The sequence below is a fragment of the Azospirillum sp. TSO22-1 genome (assembly GCF_003116015.1).
In the GTDB taxonomy this organism is placed as follows: domain Bacteria; phylum Pseudomonadota; class Alphaproteobacteria; order Azospirillales; family Azospirillaceae; genus Azospirillum.
Genome location: NZ_LGQZ01000028.1, coordinates 44,693 through 58,925 on the forward strand (window position 1 = coordinate 44,693; position 14,233 = coordinate 58,925).

Here is a 14,233-nt window from a genome sequence, read left to right on the forward strand (position 1 = left end):
CGGTCAGAGGATTTCCTCAGCCGCCAGCCGCTTCTCGTAGACCAGCGACGACGCCGGGGGCAGCGGCTGGCGCAGCAGCGCCTCGACGTTGAGGATGCCGGCGCCGTACTCCGTGGTCGGCCAGTCCGGCAGGCGCCGGGCGCTCTGGCGGGCGCAGCTCCGGAACGCCTCGACGGTCTGCCAGCCCTCGCGGTACAGCGAGTCCAGCGCGTCCGCGTGGAACGCCCGCCACAGCGCCGCCGCCCCGGCGATCATGGCCGTGGCGTAGGAGGTGCCGTCCCCGCCGCCGCCATAGCTGTAGGCCGGCTGCGTGCCGGACTTCACCGCGTCGGCGCGGAAGATCTCGTCGGCCGGCGCCGAGAGATCGACCTTCCGCCCGCGCGACCCGCCCTGCCAGGGGGTGTCGGCGCGGGTGGAGCCGCCGGCGGTGATGGCGCGGCTGAACTTGCCGGGATAGGTCACCTCGCTGGTGACGTTGCCCGCCGCGGCCACCAGGATGACGCCGGCCTCGTACGCGTCGTCCACCGCGGCGCCGAAACCCTCGGCCGGCACGCAGGGGTCGCCCAGGCTGACGCTGACGACGTGGCAGCCGGCGTCGGACACCGCATGCCGCATCGCCTGCGCGATCCTGGTGGGGTTGCCCGCGAAGTCGATCACCACCGTGTTGGTGATGCGGTAGGGGATCACCGTGACGCCCGGGGCCACCCCGTAGAACTGGTCGGCCTTGGAACGGCCGGACAGGACGCTCGACGTGCGCGTGCCGTGGCCGGGGAAGCCTTTGTAGCCCAGCGGGTCGATGGGCAGGGAGCCGGGTTCGCGGTAGTTGATTCCGCGGTCCCAGCGGATCCAGCTCTGCCCGGTGGCGACGTCGCCGAACACCGGGTGCTGGGTGATGCCGGTGTCGATGTGGCCGACTTTCACGCCCTTCCACGCCAGCGCGTCCGGCGACGGACCGAGCAGGGTCCACGCGGCGCGCGCGCGGATGGTGTCCAGGTACCATTGCTGGCTCGCCGTGACCGCCGCGGGCGCGGCCGGCGGGGGCGGCGCGTCGCGGGACTTCAGCGCCTCGCTGACGAGGGCGCCGTCGATGACCCGGGCGTTCTTCACCCCGGGGATGATTTTCAGCGCCTTGATCGCACCGGCCGGCGTGCCGCCCTGGAGCATCATCAGCTTCTTGTAGGCGGCGCGCGCGAGCACGAGGTCCGCCCCCTTGTCCGTGCTCCGCAGCACCGTGAACAGGGATTGCCCCGGCCACGACAGCTGTGCCGCCACGGAGTGCTCCAGGTAAGTCATCCTGGAAAGGTCGTCCACCTGGACCAAGAGAAAGGACGGCGACTGGTTGCCATCGACGGTCACCGCGGTCGCTGGATCGGCTTTGATGTCGGCCATGACTGTATCCTCCCTTGCTTTCCGGTCGTGAATACCCCGGTATTCATTTCAAAGGGTTGGGATATCGATGGTATGGCCCGCAATCAGCACCTGACAAGTATTAGGCCCATCTCCTTTCGTACGGGAGGGAGGCGTGCCGCCGCCTTCACTGGCCCGCCGGCTTCGTCCCGGTCTGCGCCGGGGGCACCTGCGTCTCGTTGATCTTGAAGCCGAAGTAGGTGCCGCTGCTGATGCCCATCAGGATCAGCAGGTTGTCGTCCAGCTCGGGCATGCCCATGGTGCGCAGGGTCTTCACCAGGAACACGGCACCCAGCACCGCCGTCCACACCAGCATCTGCAGGCGGTGCACGCTCAGCCCGTTGGCGTCGGTCAGCACGTCGGTGAAGAAGTCGCGCGATGCGTTGTGGACGTCGTGCGCCAGCTCGTCGAGCTTCACCGCCTTGACCGGCTCGGGGTTGGCCGGCGCGGCTTCCCCCGCTGGCGCGCCCGGCGCCTCTGCCGGGTACGCCCCGGCCACCGCGCCGGCCGGCGCCGCGGCGATCGTCTGGTAGTCGGCGGCGAGGTCGGCGCGCTTCGCGTTCTCGTCCTTCGCCTTGCGTTGGTCCTGGGTGACGGCGAGCAGCGAGGTGCCGCTGACGATGCCCAGCAGGACCAGGGTGTCGCTGCTGATGGTGTCGGTCCGGCCGGTGAAGATGACGATCACCAGGAAGCAGACGGTGACGATGAACAGCCACCACAGGAACTGCGTGCGCGACAGGCTGTAGGCCGGCCGGCAGTCGCCCGGGCAGGGCACGTCGCCGCCGACGTACTGCGGCGGCATCGGATCGCGCGCGATGTTGGTGCGGAAGACCAGCAGGAAGAAGCCGAGGGGGCCGAGCAGCAGCGTCGCCACCGCCGCCGCGCGCTGCCACGTCGCCGTGTTGCGCACCCAGAGGGGCTGCGGCGGGCCGATCGCGGCCTCCGGCGGGCCGACGTTCACCGACATGCTTTGCCCGCCGAAGGCCTCGCCGATGTTGCTCACCGGCCGGTCGACCCGCTTCAGCACGTCGGCGGGCAGGCCCTCGTAGAGCAGCCGGACGGAGGCCCGGACGACGGTCGGGCTTTCGCAGTCCAGCCGCACCTCGCCGACGCTGCCGGCGGCGGGCTTGTCCTCCACGTACAGTTGCCAGGACTGGCTCCGCAGCGCCGCCAGCCAGTCGGTGCAGGTGCCCGTCGCCGGTTTGCCCGGCGCCGCGCCGAGGCGGAAGGTCACCATGTCGCGGGCCGCGATCACGCCGTCGGCGAGGTTGAGGACGGCCAGCGTCGGGGCGGCGGTCTGCGCCGTCGCCAGCCCGGCCGGTGCGGCGATTGCGAGAAGACAGAAAAGTGCGGGCAGCAGCCTGCGGAGCATCGGTGGTCGTCCTCGGCGTGGGGAATTACGCCGAAGAGGAGAACAGATCACCCGGATGCAGACAAGCCGTCTATGGGTGTTCGCCCGCGCAACGGCGCGGCGTCATGCCGGCTGGCGTTCCTTCTGAATACGCGAGTATGCGGCGTTGATCGCCGCCATCTTCTCGGTGGCGCGATCGACGAACTCCCCGGGCAGACCCTGGGCGATCAGGCGGTCCGGGTGGTGCTCCCGCACGAGGCGGCGGTAGGCGGTCTTGACCGCCCCGTCGTCGGCGTCGCGCGCCACGCCCAGCACCGCGTAGGGGTCGGCATCCGGCCGGCCGCACAGCGCGCAGTGCTCGGCCAGGATGCGCCGCACGCCGGGCTCGTCGAAGCCGAAGATCCCCGCCACGTCGCGCAGGTAGCCCAGTTCCGCCGCGTGCACCTCGCCGTCGGCCTCGGCGATGCGCAGCAGGCTCTCCAGCAGTTCCTCCAGCACCGGGTCGCCCGGCTTGAACAGGCCGGCGATCTGCCGGGCGTAGACCTCGAAGCCCTGCGAATCGCGGCGCGCCAGGTCGAAGACGCGGCCGACGTTCTTCAGCTCGTCCGGCGGCACCTCGAAGGTGCGCTTGAAGGCCTCGACCTCGACGCGGCGGACCAAGCCGTCCACCTTGGCCAGCTTGGCCGCCAGCACGACGACGCCGATGGTGAAGACGATGGACTTGGTGCCGTCCTTCGGTTCGGCCGGTTCGGCGCCCTCCGGCCCGCAGCGCGCGATCTGGTCGACCGCATGCCCGGCCACGGCGCCCAGCAGCGCGCCCAGCGGCCCACCGATGGCGAAGCCCGCGGCCCCGCCCAGGATCTTTCCCCAGATGCTCATGGTGTCGCTCCCTCGGCGGCGGAGCATACCGGCGCTCCGGCGCCCCGCCAACTGTGGCGCTTGCGTCACACGCGGGGCTGCATCCCACCCTTTCGATCGGAACCCCTGGCGCACCACCTATGTTGCAGTGCAATATAAAACGAGAGCCGCGGCATCGACCGTGGCCGCATCGCTGGGGACGGACGCTCCGGAACGTGTGTCATCGTGCTGACTACGTGAGCAGGAGCCCATGCCAGTCTATCGCAAGCTGCTTCCGCAGGAACGTCGCCGCTATCCCGGCCATCTGCTGCGCCTGGAGCGCAAGGACCGCTACGCCCGCTTCACCGGCACCGTGTCGGACGCGGTGATCGAGCGGCATTGCACCACCCTCGACTGGGGGCGGACGACGGTCGTCGGCGCCTTTCATCAGGGTGAACTGCGCGGCGCGGCCGAACTGTGCACCGACCGCCTGATCTGGCCGCACGAGGCCGAACTGGCGGTCAGCATCGAGACGCCGTTCCAGGGGCAGGGGGTGGGCACCGCGCTGGTCCGCCGCGCCCTCACCATCGCCCGCAACCGCGGCATCGCCAAGGTGCACATGCTGGCCTTGGCCGACAACCGCCGCATGCGGGCGCTTGCCCGCCATTTCGGCGGCACGCTGGACGTGGACGGCGGCGAACTGGCCATCGCCATCGGCCTGCCGCCGCCCAACCAGTTCTCGCTGGCGCTGGAGGCGTTCGAAGCCGGGGCCGGCGCGTTCGGCGCCGTGCTCGACCAGTGGCAGGGGGATATGGCCGAGCGGGCGGCGTGATCCGCGCTTCTCACATTATTACTTGCTGATGTGCCTATGACCGGGTTATTTGCTTTCTGATTGTTGAACAATCATGTCCGAGCCGGTATCGTCGTCTATACCCTAATAGAGGTGTGCGGATCGGCGTGATGACGGCATCTTCGGCGAGAGCGACGGCGGAACTGCTGGACGCGCTGTTCCGCCGCTACCATGTGGAAGCCTTCACCGGCGGCCTGAACCCGGCGCAGTGGGCGGCCCTGCGCTTCTTCGCCCGCGACCTGACCGACAGCAAGACGGCGGTGTCGCTCGCCCGCTTCCAGGGCGTCAGCCGGGCCAGCGCCAACGACACCGTGCGCGCCCTGGTGCGCAAGGGCCTGCTCGCCCGCATGGTGTCGGCCGAGGACGGCCGCCGGCAGGAGGTTTCCGTCACTGAACAGGGGATGGCGGCGCTGGAGGGCGACCCTCTGGCGCTGCTGTGCAACCCCATCGGCGGCCTGCCCGAGGAGGTCCGGCGCGACTTCGCCGGCGTCGTCTCGCAGCTCCTGGCGGCCATGCCGGCGCCGTCGCGGGGGAACCGCTAGGGCGTCTTACGCCGCCGCCGCCGACCGCGCCGCGCCGAACACGGCGCCGAGCAGGCGCGGGGTGTCGAACGGCTTGAACAGCACCACGTCGGCACCCAGCGCCTCGGCGCTCGCCAGCGCCTCCAGGGCGGAGCGGCCGGGGCCGCCGCCGGACATGGCGACGATGCGCGACCGCACCCCCGCCTCGCGCAGCCGGCGAATCAGCGTCGCCCCGTCGAGGTCCGGCAGGATGATGTCGATGAGCAGCGCGTCGTAGCCGCGTCCGGCCATCGCCTCGGCGGACGCCGCGTCGGCGGCGAGGTCGACGGTGTCGGCGTGCGGCAGGAGCCGGTCGCGGAGAATGTCACGCAACCCGGCGTCGTCGTCGACGATGAGGACTCGCATGGCTTGATGTCCTCCCGCAAAGTTCTCGGGTAGAAAAAAACGTTAACACAGGGCCCAAAGATCCGCCATGCGACAGAATATCCGGAGACGAAGGTAAGGACTCGTCCGCGGCGCCGGTGCGCGTCGTTTCGACGCGATACCGGTGGTTGCGCGCGCTGGCGGGTTGACCTGGGCCCGGCAATCGCCACACTCCGTGCCGCACACCGGGAGGAGCGGGTATGGACACGGGAAGCGCAGGCCGTTGGCAGTTCTGGATCGACCGCGGCGGCACCTTCACCGACATCGTGGCGCGCCGTCCGGACGGCGCGGTGCTGACGCACAAGCTGCTGTCCGAGAACCCGGAGCGCTACCGCGACGCCGCCGTGCAAGGCATCCGCGACCTCCTGGGCCTCCCCCCGGACGAGCCGATCCCGGCCGAGCGGATCGAGGCGGTGAAGATGGGCACGACCGTCGCCACCAACGCTCTCCTCGAGCGCAAGGGCGAGAAGACCCTGCTGCTGATCACCGAGGGCTTCGCCGACCAGCTGCGCATCGGCTACCAGGCGCGCCCGCACATCTTCGCCCGCCGCATCGTCCTGCCCGAGCTGCTGTACGACCGCGTCATCGAGGTGCCGGAGCGCCTGCGCGCCGACGGCCTGGTGATCCGCCCGGTCGAGCTGCGCCCGGTCCGCCTGGCGCTGGAGCAGGCCTACGCCGAGGGCTTCCGCGCCTGCGCGGTGGTGCTGATGCACGGCTACCGCTTCCCCGAGCACGAGCGGCAGGTGGCGGCGCTCGCCCGCTCGCTGGGCTTCACCCAGGTGTCGGTGAGCCATGAGGTCAGCCCGCTGATGAAGATCGTCGGGCGCGGCGACACCACGGTGGTCGACGCCTACCTGTCGCCGATCCTGCACCGCTACGTGCAGCAGGTGGCGGGCGAGCTGAACGGTGTGCGCCTGATGTTCATGCAGTCGAACGGCGGCCTGACCGACGCGCGCTTCTTCCACGGCAAGGACGCCATCCTCTCCGGCCCGGCCGGCGGCGTGGTGGGGGCGGTGCGCACCGCGCGCATGGCCGGCTTCGACAAGGTCATCGGCTTCGACATGGGCGGCACCTCCACCGACGTGACGCACTACGCCGGGGAGTACGAGCGCGCCTTCGAGACGGTGGTGGCCGGCGTGCGCATGCGCGCCCCCATGATGCACATCCACACCGTGGCGGCGGGCGGCGGCTCGATCTGCGTGTTCGACGGCACCCGCTTCCGCGTCGGGCCGGAGAGCGCCGGGGCCAACCCCGGCCCGGCCTGCTACCGCCGCGGCGGACCGCTGACGGTGACCGACTGCAACGTCATGGTCGGCAAGCTGCACCCCGACTTCTTCCCGCGCGTCTTCGGCCCGAACGCCGACCAGCCGCTCGACGCCGCGGTGGTGCGCGCCAAGTTCACCGCCCTGGCCGCCGAGATCCGCGCGAAGACCGGCCGCGACCTGACGCCGGAACAGGTGGCCGAGGGCTTCCTGACCGTCGCTGTCGACAACATGGCGAACGCCATCAAGAAGATCTCGGTCCAGCGCGGCTACGACGTCACCAAGTACACCCTCAACGGCTTCGGCGGGGCGGCCGGGCAGCACGTCTGTCTGGTGGCCGACGCGCTGGGCATGACGCGGGTCTTCCTGCACCCGCACGCCGGCGTGCTGTCCGCCTACGGCATCGGGCTGGCCGACGTGGTGGCGATCCGCGAGCGTGCGGTGGAGGCGCGCCTGGACGCCGCCCTGATCCCGGCGCTGTCCAAGGCGCTGGACGCGCTGGAGGCCGAGGGCCGCGCCGAGCTGGCCCGCCAGGGCGTCGAGGAGTCCCGCATCGCCATCCTCCGCAAGGCGCTGGTCAAGGTCGAGGGCTCCGACACCCCGCTGCCCGTCGCCTTCGGCCCGCTGGAGGCCATGCAGGCGGCGTTCGAGGCGGCGCACCGTCAGCGCTACGGCTTCATGATGGACGGCAAGCCGCTGGTGGTCGAGGCGGTCTCGGTCGAGGCGGCCGGCCGCACCGAGGCGGCGGACGACGCCGACCTGCCCCCGCCGCCCACCAGCGCGCTGCCGCGCCGGCTCGGCAACCTGACGGTGCACGCCGGCGGCCGCTCGCGCGAGGCGCCGGTCTTCGACCGCGACGCGCTGGTGCCCGGCAACCGCGTCTTCGGCCCGGCGGTGATCCGCGAGACGATCGCCACCACGGTGATCGAGCCCGGCTGGATGGCCGAGGTGACGCGCAGGAACCACCTCGTCCTCACCCGCGTCGAGGCGCCGCCGTCCCGCACCGCCATCGGCACCGCCGCCGACCCGGTGATGCTTGAGGTCTTCAACAACCTCTTCATGTCGATCGCCGAGCAGATGGGCTTCACGCTGGAGAAGACCGCCTACTCGGTGAACATCAAGGAGCGGCTGGACTTCTCCTGCGCGCTGTTCGACGCCGGCGGCGGGCTGATCGCCAACGCGCCGCACATGCCGGTGCACCTGGGATCGATGGGCGAGAGCGTGCGCGCCGTCATCGAGGCGCGCCGGGGCACGATGAAGCCCGGCGACGTCTACATGCTGAACGACCCCTATCACGGCGGCACCCACCTGCCGGACATCACCGTCATCACGCCGGTGTTCGACGGGAAGGCCCCGAATGGAGAGGGCGAAGTGCTGTTCTACGTCGCCAGCCGCGGCCACCACGCCGACATCGGCGGCGCCACCCCCGGCTCCATGCCGCCCGACAGCACGGCCATCGACCAGGAGGGTGTGCTGATCGACAACTTCCTTCTGGTGGAGGGCGGGACGTTCCGCGAGGCGGAGACGGTCGAGCTGCTGACCGCCGGCCCGCAGCCGGTGCGCAACGTCCAGCAGAACCTCGGCGACCTCAAGGCGCAGATCGCCGCCAACGAGAAGGGCGCGCAGGAGCTGCGCCGCGTCTGCGCCCAGTTCGGGCTGGAGACGGTGCGCGCCTACATGCGCCACGTCCAGGACAACGCCGAGGAGCAGGTGCGCCGCGCCATCGGCGTGCTGACCGACGGCCGCTTCGCGCTGGTGCTGGACAACGGCGCGGTGATCCGCGTGGCGATCGCCATCGACCACGCGACGCGCTCGGCCCGGGTGGACTTCACCGGCACCAGCGCGCAGCTCGCCAGCAACTTCAACGCGCCCAGCGCGGTGTGCCGGGCGGCGGTGCTCTACGTCTTCCGCACCCTGGTGGACGACGAGATCCCGATGAACGAGGGCTGCCTGAAGCCCATCGACATCGTCATCCCCAAAGGCAGCATGCTCGCCCCCGGCCACCCCGCCGCGGTGGTCGCCGGCAACGTCGAGACCTCGCAGTGCATCACCGACGCGCTGTACGGCGCGCTGGGCGTCATGGCCTCGGCGCAGGGGACGATGAACAACTTCACCTTCGGCAACGCCCGCCACCAGTACTACGAGACGGTCTGCGGCGGCTCGGGCGCCGGGCCGGGCTTCGACGGCACCTCGGCGGTGCACACGCACATGACCAACTCCCGCCTCACCGACCCGGAGGTGCTGGAGTGGCGCTTCCCGGTGCTGGTGGAGAGCTTCCGCATCCGCCCCGGCTCCGGCGGTGCCGGCAAGTGGCGCGGCGGCGACGGCGTGGTGCGCAAGGTGCGCTTCCTGGAGCCGATGACCGCCGCCATCCTCTCCAACCGCCGCCGCATCCCGCCCTTCGGCCTGAAGGGCGGCGAGCCGGCCAAGCCCGGCCGCACCTGGGTGCAGCGCACCGACCACCGGATCGAGGAACTCGGCCCCACCGACAAGGCGCTGATGGAGGCGGGCGACGTCTTCGTCATCGAGACGCCGGGCGGGGGAGGGTACGGGGCGGCGTAGGCGCCCCCCCCTCATCGGTGCAGCGCCAGCCCCTTGACCACCTTGTCCACCGCCTTGCGGTCGCCGCGCACCGCCAGCCCGACGAGGTCCATGTCGGCCGGGTCGGCCTCGCGGAAGACCGCGCGGTTGGCGGCGTCGTGGCCGGTGGCGAACATCGCCGCCACATAGGCTGCCACCGTCAGGTCACGCTCCAGGGCGCCGCGGTGCGCCGCCTGCAACTGCGCGCGGTCCGCGGCGAAGATCAGCACCGGCTGGCCGAGCATCCGGGCGTAGCGCCGGCCGGCGGCGTCCTCGTAGGACTCGCCGATGGCGTCGGGGGCGGAGACGGCGATGCCGCTCGCCAGGAAGGCGGTCACGTTCAGCTTCTGCCAGACGGCCAGATCCTCGCGCACGATCAGCGCGATCTTGGTGGTGAACATCGTCGCTCGCAGCCCTGCCGGTTGAGGAACGCCGCCATCATGGCGCGGCGGCGTCACCCCGGTCTGGAACGTTCGTGCACAGTCGGCGGTAGGCGGCCGGGGTGAGGCCGTAGGCGCGGCGGAACCAGCGCCCCAGGTGGCTCTGGTCGGCGAAGCCCACGGCGGCGGCCACGGACGCCGGCGCCTCGCCGCCGGACAGCAGGCGCCGCGCCGCGGTCAGGCGCAGCTGCACCAGATAGGCGTGCGGCGGCAGCCCGTAGACGGTGCGGAACGCGCGGGCGAGCTGGAAGCGGTCGGCCGCCCCGCACGCCCCGGCCAGCGCGTCCAGGCCCGGATCCTCGGCCATCAGCGCGTGCAGCATCTCGCGCGCCCGCCGCGCCGCCTTCGGCGCCCGTTGCGCCCCGGCCCCGGCCGGCCGGCCGTCCGCCAGCTGCGGTTCCAGCGCCGCGACCATGGCGTCCAGCGCGGCGTCGCGGGCGAGGCGCGGCATCTCCGGCGCGCGCAGCACGGCGAAGGCGCGCCCGATGGCGTCGGCCAGCCGGGCGTCGTCGGCCAGCGTCGCCGGGAAGCCGACATCCCCCGTCCCACGGTCATCGGCCGCGACCAACCGGCGCGTCTCCGCCAGCCAGCCGGTCGGCAGGTAGAGCATCACGTAGGTGAAGCCCTCGGCCGCCGGAGCGTGGCCGTCGTGCACCTCGCCGGGCTCGATCAGGATGACGCGCCCCGGCGTGCTGCGGTGCAGGCGGCGCCGGCAGGAGAACTCCTGCAAGCCCTGCTCGGTGACCCCGACCAGCGCCTCTTCGTGGTAATGCGGGTCGTAGGCGTGGCCGGAGAAGTGGGCGCGGATCGTCTCCACGCCGGTCGCGGCGTCGCGGGTCACATCGACCCAGTTGCGCGGAGGGCAGGCCGTATCCATGCCCAGCAACATAGACCCGCGCCGGAGCGCCGGGGAGTCGGCCATGTTTCCGATCTGCTCGGCCGCGCTTGCGCTCTGTGGCATGATTTGATAGGATTAAAATCCGCGCGACGCCGCGCCCCGGTGCACCGGATGAAACACACCTCCGCGCAGCGTTTCATGGTGTTTCATAGCGTTTCACCGGCGGAAGGCAGCCCCGCGCGCGTCCCGCTTGCCAGCCCCCCGCCGTGGGCCTTAGCTTGCTGGTCCTACCAAGCAACGCCGAAGAAAAGTGGAGGGAAGTCCCATGGCCGTCGTCACCGCCCCGCGCGTCGCCCCGAACGAAGAGGCGCTGGCCGAGCTGCGCGCGCTGCTGGGCGACCGGCTGAGCACCTCCGGCCCGGTGCGCGAGCACCACGGCAAGGATGAATCCTACCACCCGGTCATGCCGCCCGACGCGGTGGCCTTCGCCACCTCGACCGAGGAGGTCAGCGCCATCGTCAAGGTGTGCGCCAGGCACCGCCTGCCGATCATCCCCTTCGGCACCGGCACCTCGCTGGAGGGCGGCGTGGCGGCGCTGAAGGGCGGCGTCACCATCGATGTGTCGGGCATGAAGGAGATCCTGCGCGTCTCCCCCGAGGATCTGGACGTCACCGTCCAGGCCGGCGTGACCCGCAAGCAGCTGAACGAGCACTTGCGCGACACCGGCCTGTTCTTCCCCATCGACCCCGGCGCCGACGCCTCGCTGGGCGGCATGACGGCGACGCGGGCGAGCGGCACCAACGCCGTGCGCTACGGCACCATGCGCGAGAACGTGCTGGGCCTCACCGTGGTGCTGGCCGACGGGCGGATCATCCGGACCGGCGGGCGGGCGCGCAAGTCGGCCGCCGGCTACGATCTGACGCGGCTGTTCGTCGGCTCGGAGGGCACGCTCGGCATCATCACCGAGGTGACGCTGCGCCTCTACGGCATCCCCGAGGCGATCTCCGCCGCCGTCTGCCCGTTCGAGAGCGTGCGCGGCGCCGTGGACACGGTGATCGCCACCATCCAGTCCGGCATCCCGGTGGCCCGCGTCGAGTTCCTCGACGAGCTGCAGATGGAGGCGATCAACCGCTATTCGAAGTTCGACATGGCGGTGAAGCCGACGCTGTTCTTCGAGTTCCACGGCACCACCCGCGGCGTCGAGGAGCAGGCGGAGATGGTGGGCGCCATCGCCAAGGAGAACGGCGGCCCCGACTTCGCATGGGCGACGCGTCCGGAGGACCGCTCCAAGCTGTGGCAGGCGCGGCACGACGCCTACTACGCGGCGCTCGGCCTGCGGCCGGGAGCCAAGGGCTGGCCGACCGACGTGTGCGTGCCGATCTCGCGCCTCGCCGACGCCATCCTGGAGACCAAGGAGGACCTCGCGGCCTCGTTCTTGGTGTCGCCGGTCGTCGGCCATGTCGGCGATGGCAACTTCCACCTCGTCTTCCTGGTCGATCCCGACAGGCCCGAGGACATGGCCGAGGCCACCCGCCTCAACGACCGCCTCGTCGAGCGGGCGCTGCGCATGGGCGGCACCTGCACCGGCGAGCACGGCATCGGCTACGGCAAGATGGCCTTTCTGGAGCAGGAGGCGGGCGAGGCCTACTGCGTCATGGGCGACGTCAAGACGGCGCTCGACCCGCTGAACATCCTGAACCCGGGCAAGGTGGTGCGGGTTTAATCCGCCCTCCCTCGCCTCCGGCGGGGGAGGGAGGGGACCCACGAAGTGGGGAGGGTGGGGGCTACGGCCTGCCTCGATGGCCGCTGCCCCCACCTAACCTCCCCCAGCGGGGCTGGGGGAGGGACTGGCGATTACGTCACCAGCCGCTTGATCAGGCTCGACGTGTCCCAGCGCCCGCCGCCCATGGCCTGGACGTCGGCGTAGAACTGGTCGACCAGCGCCGTCACCGGCACGGTGGCGCCGTTGCTGCGCGCCTCGCCCAGCACGATGCCCAGGTCCTTGCGCATCCAGTCCACGGCGAAGCCGAAGTCGAACGTGCCGTCCAGCATGGTCCTGGCGCGGTTGTCCATCTGCCAGGACTGCGCGGCGCCCTTGGAGATCACGTCGACCGCCTTGCCGGCGTCGAGCCCGGCCTTCTGCGCGAAGGCCAGCGCCTCCGACAGGCCCTGCAGCAGCCCGGCGATGCAGATCTGGTTGACCATCTTGGTCAGCTGCCCGGCACCGGACTCGCCCATCAGCACGACCGAGCGGCCGTAGGCGTCCATCACCGGCTTGGCGCGCCCGAAGGCCGTGGCGTCGCCGCCGACCATGATGGTCAGCACGCCGTTCTCCGCGCCGGCCTGCCCGCCGGACACCGGCGCGTCGAGGAAGGCCAGGCCCCGTGCAGCAGCCAACGCCGCCATCTCGCGCGCCACGCCGGCCGAGGCGGTGGTGTGGTCCGCCAGCACCGCGCCCGGCGTCATGCCCTGCATCGCCTCGCCGGCGACCTGCCGGACGTCGTCGTCGTTGCCCACGCACATAAAGACGAAGTCGGCGCCCTTCGCCGCCTCGGCGGGCGTGCCGGCGCGGGCGCCGCCGTGCGTGGCGACCCAGGCCTCGGCCTTGGCGGGGGTGCGGTTGTAGACGGTGACGGCGTGGCCGGCCTTCGCCAGATGACCGGCCATCGGGAAGCCCATGACCCCCAGGCCCAGGAACGCGACGCGGTGCGTGTCGGACATGTGTTTCCTCCGTTGCGGTGCGCGCAAGGTAAGGCGGGACCGCCCATCGCGCAAAGCCCATATGCGCAGTGCGGGTGTGCCACTCCGCCCCTTGTTCCGGACGTCGGTTGTGTTAAAGGTTTGAGGGAAGGCCGGCCGCGCTGCGGCGCGGCATACCGGGCCCAGCGCCGCCAGAAACATAGGGGAAGGATAAGCCGCATGCCTACCAAGGGCTTCCAGGACGCTCCGGACGACCGCAGCGAGCTGACCGCCGAGCAGGAGAGCGCCGTCCGCATCGTCGCCAACAGCCTGCACCGCCTGAACGAGGCGGTCGTCAAGTGCGTCGAGGCCGGCATCACGGTCGAGCTGATGCGCACCGCCCGCTACCACAACGAGACGGGCAACTGGGGCGACCAGCTCACCCCGGTGATCCGCACCAAGTAAGTTTTTCGGCGCCCGAGCCGATCCGACGGCCCGCCGGCTGCACCCCGGCGGGCCGTTCGCATGTCCGGGCGTGTCCGCAAAGGCGCCAACGAAAGAAACGGCGTCCCGAGGCCGGGACGCCGTTTTTCTTCGTTGCGGATCCGATGATCAGTTCACCGCCGGGCGATAGGCGCCGGTGCAGGGGTTGGTGTAGCCGCCCAGGGTGCCGTTCGGGCCGGGCTGGTAGGTCTCCTTGCACGGTGTGCCCGACGGCGTCGTCTGCAGGCCGCCCGAGGTGCGCGGGGTGGTCACCGCGCGGCTGGTGTACGGGCCGCGGTTGTTGAAGAGGGTCATCGGGCTGGAGTCCGAGGTGATCGATGGGCTCGTCTGGTGCCGCTTTCCAAGCGTGTTGGCGGCGTGGGACGGCCCGGCGCCGAAGGAGGCGGCGGCGATGACGGCGGTGGCGGCGAGGAGGGCGAAGCGCTTCATGAGGATGCCTTTCTGCGTTTGTCTGTGAGGGAGGACCTTGCCGGTCTCGGTGGCCGCACCATGCCCGGTCGGTCTGTGCGCCTCTGTGAAGCGGCCCACAGTTGGCCGCAAA

General features: G+C 71.2%; 13 protein-coding genes. 5 read left to right on the plus strand and 8 right to left on the minus strand.

Annotated elements, in window-relative coordinates:
* Nucleotides 1-3: 3 nt before the first annotated feature.
* From TSO221_RS08745 to TSO221_RS08755, 3 genes are all read right to left on the minus strand, one after another.
* Nucleotides 4-1,389, minus strand: a complete 1,386-nt coding sequence (locus tag TSO221_RS08745; RefSeq protein ID WP_109118101.1) for a S8/S53 family peptidase — start codon at nucleotides 1,387-1,389, stop codon at nucleotides 4-6.
* 145 nt (nucleotides 1,390-1,534) lie between these two features.
* Nucleotides 1,535-2,779, minus strand: a complete 1,245-nt coding sequence (locus TSO221_RS08750; RefSeq protein ID WP_109118102.1) for a hypothetical protein — start codon at nucleotides 2,777-2,779, stop codon at nucleotides 1,535-1,537.
* Nucleotides 2,780-2,881: 102 nt separating this feature from the next.
* The gene (locus TSO221_RS08755) at nucleotides 2,882-3,637 is read right to left on the minus strand and encodes a TerB family tellurite resistance protein (RefSeq protein WP_109118103.1); all 756 of its coding nucleotides are present in this window, start codon (nucleotides 3,635-3,637) and stop codon (nucleotides 2,882-2,884) included.
* Nucleotides 3,638-3,866: 229 nt separating this feature from the next.
* Here TSO221_RS08755 and TSO221_RS08760 point away from each other — a divergent pair, with 229 nt between their 5' ends.
* Both TSO221_RS08760 and TSO221_RS08765 read left to right on the plus strand, forming a co-directional pair.
* The gene (locus tag TSO221_RS08760; RefSeq protein ID WP_109118104.1) at nucleotides 3,867-4,427 is read left to right on the plus strand and encodes a GNAT family N-acetyltransferase; all 561 of its coding nucleotides are present in this window, start codon (nucleotides 3,867-3,869) and stop codon (nucleotides 4,425-4,427) included.
* A 128-nt stretch (nucleotides 4,428-4,555) separates the two neighbouring features.
* The gene (locus TSO221_RS08765) at nucleotides 4,556-4,987 is read left to right on the plus strand and encodes a MarR family transcriptional regulator (protein ID WP_109118105.1); all 432 of its coding nucleotides are present in this window, start codon (nucleotides 4,556-4,558) and stop codon (nucleotides 4,985-4,987) included.
* 6 nt (nucleotides 4,988-4,993) lie between these two features.
* On the opposite strand, the gene TSO221_RS08770 is transcribed toward TSO221_RS08765, so the two are convergent.
* Entirely contained in the window at nucleotides 4,994-5,371 is a 378-nt protein-coding gene (locus tag TSO221_RS08770; protein WP_109118106.1) for a response regulator, read from the minus strand.
* A 218-nt stretch (nucleotides 5,372-5,589) separates the two neighbouring features.
* Here TSO221_RS08770 and TSO221_RS08775 point away from each other — a divergent pair, with 218 nt between their 5' ends.
* Complete coding sequence (locus TSO221_RS08775; protein WP_109118107.1) at nucleotides 5,590-9,213, plus strand: hydantoinase B/oxoprolinase family protein; 3,624 nt, start codon at nucleotides 5,590-5,592, stop codon at nucleotides 9,211-9,213.
* Nucleotides 9,214-9,224: 11 nt separating this feature from the next.
* Here TSO221_RS08775 and TSO221_RS08780 read toward each other — a convergent pair whose 3' ends face one another.
* Nucleotides 9,225-9,632, minus strand: coding sequence for a DUF2000 family protein (locus TSO221_RS08780; RefSeq protein WP_109118108.1), 408 nt, complete (start codon nucleotides 9,630-9,632; stop codon nucleotides 9,225-9,227).
* Nucleotides 9,633-9,669: 37 nt separating this feature from the next.
* Nucleotides 9,670-10,548, minus strand: a complete 879-nt coding sequence (locus TSO221_RS08785; RefSeq protein WP_109118158.1) for an AraC family transcriptional regulator — start codon at nucleotides 10,546-10,548, stop codon at nucleotides 9,670-9,672.
* A 286-nt stretch (nucleotides 10,549-10,834) separates the two neighbouring features.
* On the opposite strand from TSO221_RS08785, the gene TSO221_RS08790 reads away from it, so the two are divergent.
* Complete coding sequence (locus TSO221_RS08790; protein WP_109118109.1) at nucleotides 10,835-12,232, plus strand: FAD-linked oxidase C-terminal domain-containing protein; 1,398 nt, start codon at nucleotides 10,835-10,837, stop codon at nucleotides 12,230-12,232.
* A 131-nt stretch (nucleotides 12,233-12,363) separates the two neighbouring features.
* Here TSO221_RS08790 and TSO221_RS08795 read toward each other — a convergent pair whose 3' ends face one another.
* The gene (locus TSO221_RS08795; RefSeq protein WP_109118110.1) at nucleotides 12,364-13,230 is read right to left on the minus strand and encodes an NAD(P)-dependent oxidoreductase; all 867 of its coding nucleotides are present in this window, start codon (nucleotides 13,228-13,230) and stop codon (nucleotides 12,364-12,366) included.
* A 198-nt stretch (nucleotides 13,231-13,428) separates the two neighbouring features.
* Here TSO221_RS08795 and TSO221_RS08800 point away from each other — a divergent pair, with 198 nt between their 5' ends.
* On the plus strand, nucleotides 13,429-13,653 hold the full coding sequence (locus tag TSO221_RS08800) for a hypothetical protein (RefSeq protein ID WP_109118111.1): 225 nt from the start codon (nucleotides 13,429-13,431) through the stop codon (nucleotides 13,651-13,653).
* A 147-nt stretch (nucleotides 13,654-13,800) separates the two neighbouring features.
* Here TSO221_RS08800 and TSO221_RS08805 read toward each other — a convergent pair whose 3' ends face one another.
* On the minus strand, nucleotides 13,801-14,121 hold the full coding sequence (locus TSO221_RS08805) for a hypothetical protein (protein ID WP_109118112.1): 321 nt from the start codon (nucleotides 14,119-14,121) through the stop codon (nucleotides 13,801-13,803).
* Between the last annotated feature and the right edge of the window lie 112 nt (nucleotides 14,122-14,233).

What these genes read in the sequence shown, in the direction of transcription:
- TSO221_RS08795 (WP_109118110.1), bottom strand. Translation starts at nt 13,230, where the DNA reads ATGTCCGACACGCACCGCGTCGCGTTCCTGGGCCTGGGGGTCATGGGC.
- TSO221_RS08745 (WP_109118101.1), bottom strand. Translation starts at nt 1,389, where the DNA reads ATGGCCGACATCAAAGCCGATCCAGCGACCGCGGTGACCGTCGATGGC.
- TSO221_RS08775 (WP_109118107.1), top strand. Translation starts at nt 5,590, where the DNA reads ATGGACACGGGAAGCGCAGGCCGTTGGCAGTTCTGGATCGACCGCGGC.
- TSO221_RS08760 (WP_109118104.1), top strand. Translation starts at nt 3,867, where the DNA reads ATGCCAGTCTATCGCAAGCTGCTTCCGCAGGAACGTCGCCGCTATCCC.
- TSO221_RS08765 (WP_109118105.1), top strand. Translation starts at nt 4,556, where the DNA reads ATGACGGCATCTTCGGCGAGAGCGACGGCGGAACTGCTGGACGCGCTG.
- TSO221_RS08790 (WP_109118109.1), top strand. Translation starts at nt 10,835, where the DNA reads ATGGCCGTCGTCACCGCCCCGCGCGTCGCCCCGAACGAAGAGGCGCTG.
- TSO221_RS08785 (WP_109118158.1), bottom strand. Translation starts at nt 10,548, where the DNA reads ATGGATACGGCCTGCCCTCCGCGCAACTGGGTCGATGTGACCCGCGAC.
- TSO221_RS08780 (WP_109118108.1), bottom strand. Translation starts at nt 9,632, where the DNA reads ATGTTCACCACCAAGATCGCGCTGATCGTGCGCGAGGATCTGGCCGTC.
- TSO221_RS08800 (WP_109118111.1), top strand. Translation starts at nt 13,429, where the DNA reads ATGCCTACCAAGGGCTTCCAGGACGCTCCGGACGACCGCAGCGAGCTG.
- TSO221_RS08755 (WP_109118103.1), bottom strand. Translation starts at nt 3,637, where the DNA reads ATGAGCATCTGGGGAAAGATCCTGGGCGGGGCCGCGGGCTTCGCCATC.
- TSO221_RS08750 (WP_109118102.1), bottom strand. Translation starts at nt 2,779, where the DNA reads ATGCTCCGCAGGCTGCTGCCCGCACTTTTCTGTCTTCTCGCAATCGCC.
- TSO221_RS08805 (WP_109118112.1), bottom strand. Translation starts at nt 14,121, where the DNA reads ATGAAGCGCTTCGCCCTCCTCGCCGCCACCGCCGTCATCGCCGCCGCC.
- TSO221_RS08770 (WP_109118106.1), bottom strand. Translation starts at nt 5,371, where the DNA reads ATGCGAGTCCTCATCGTCGACGACGACGCCGGGTTGCGTGACATTCTC.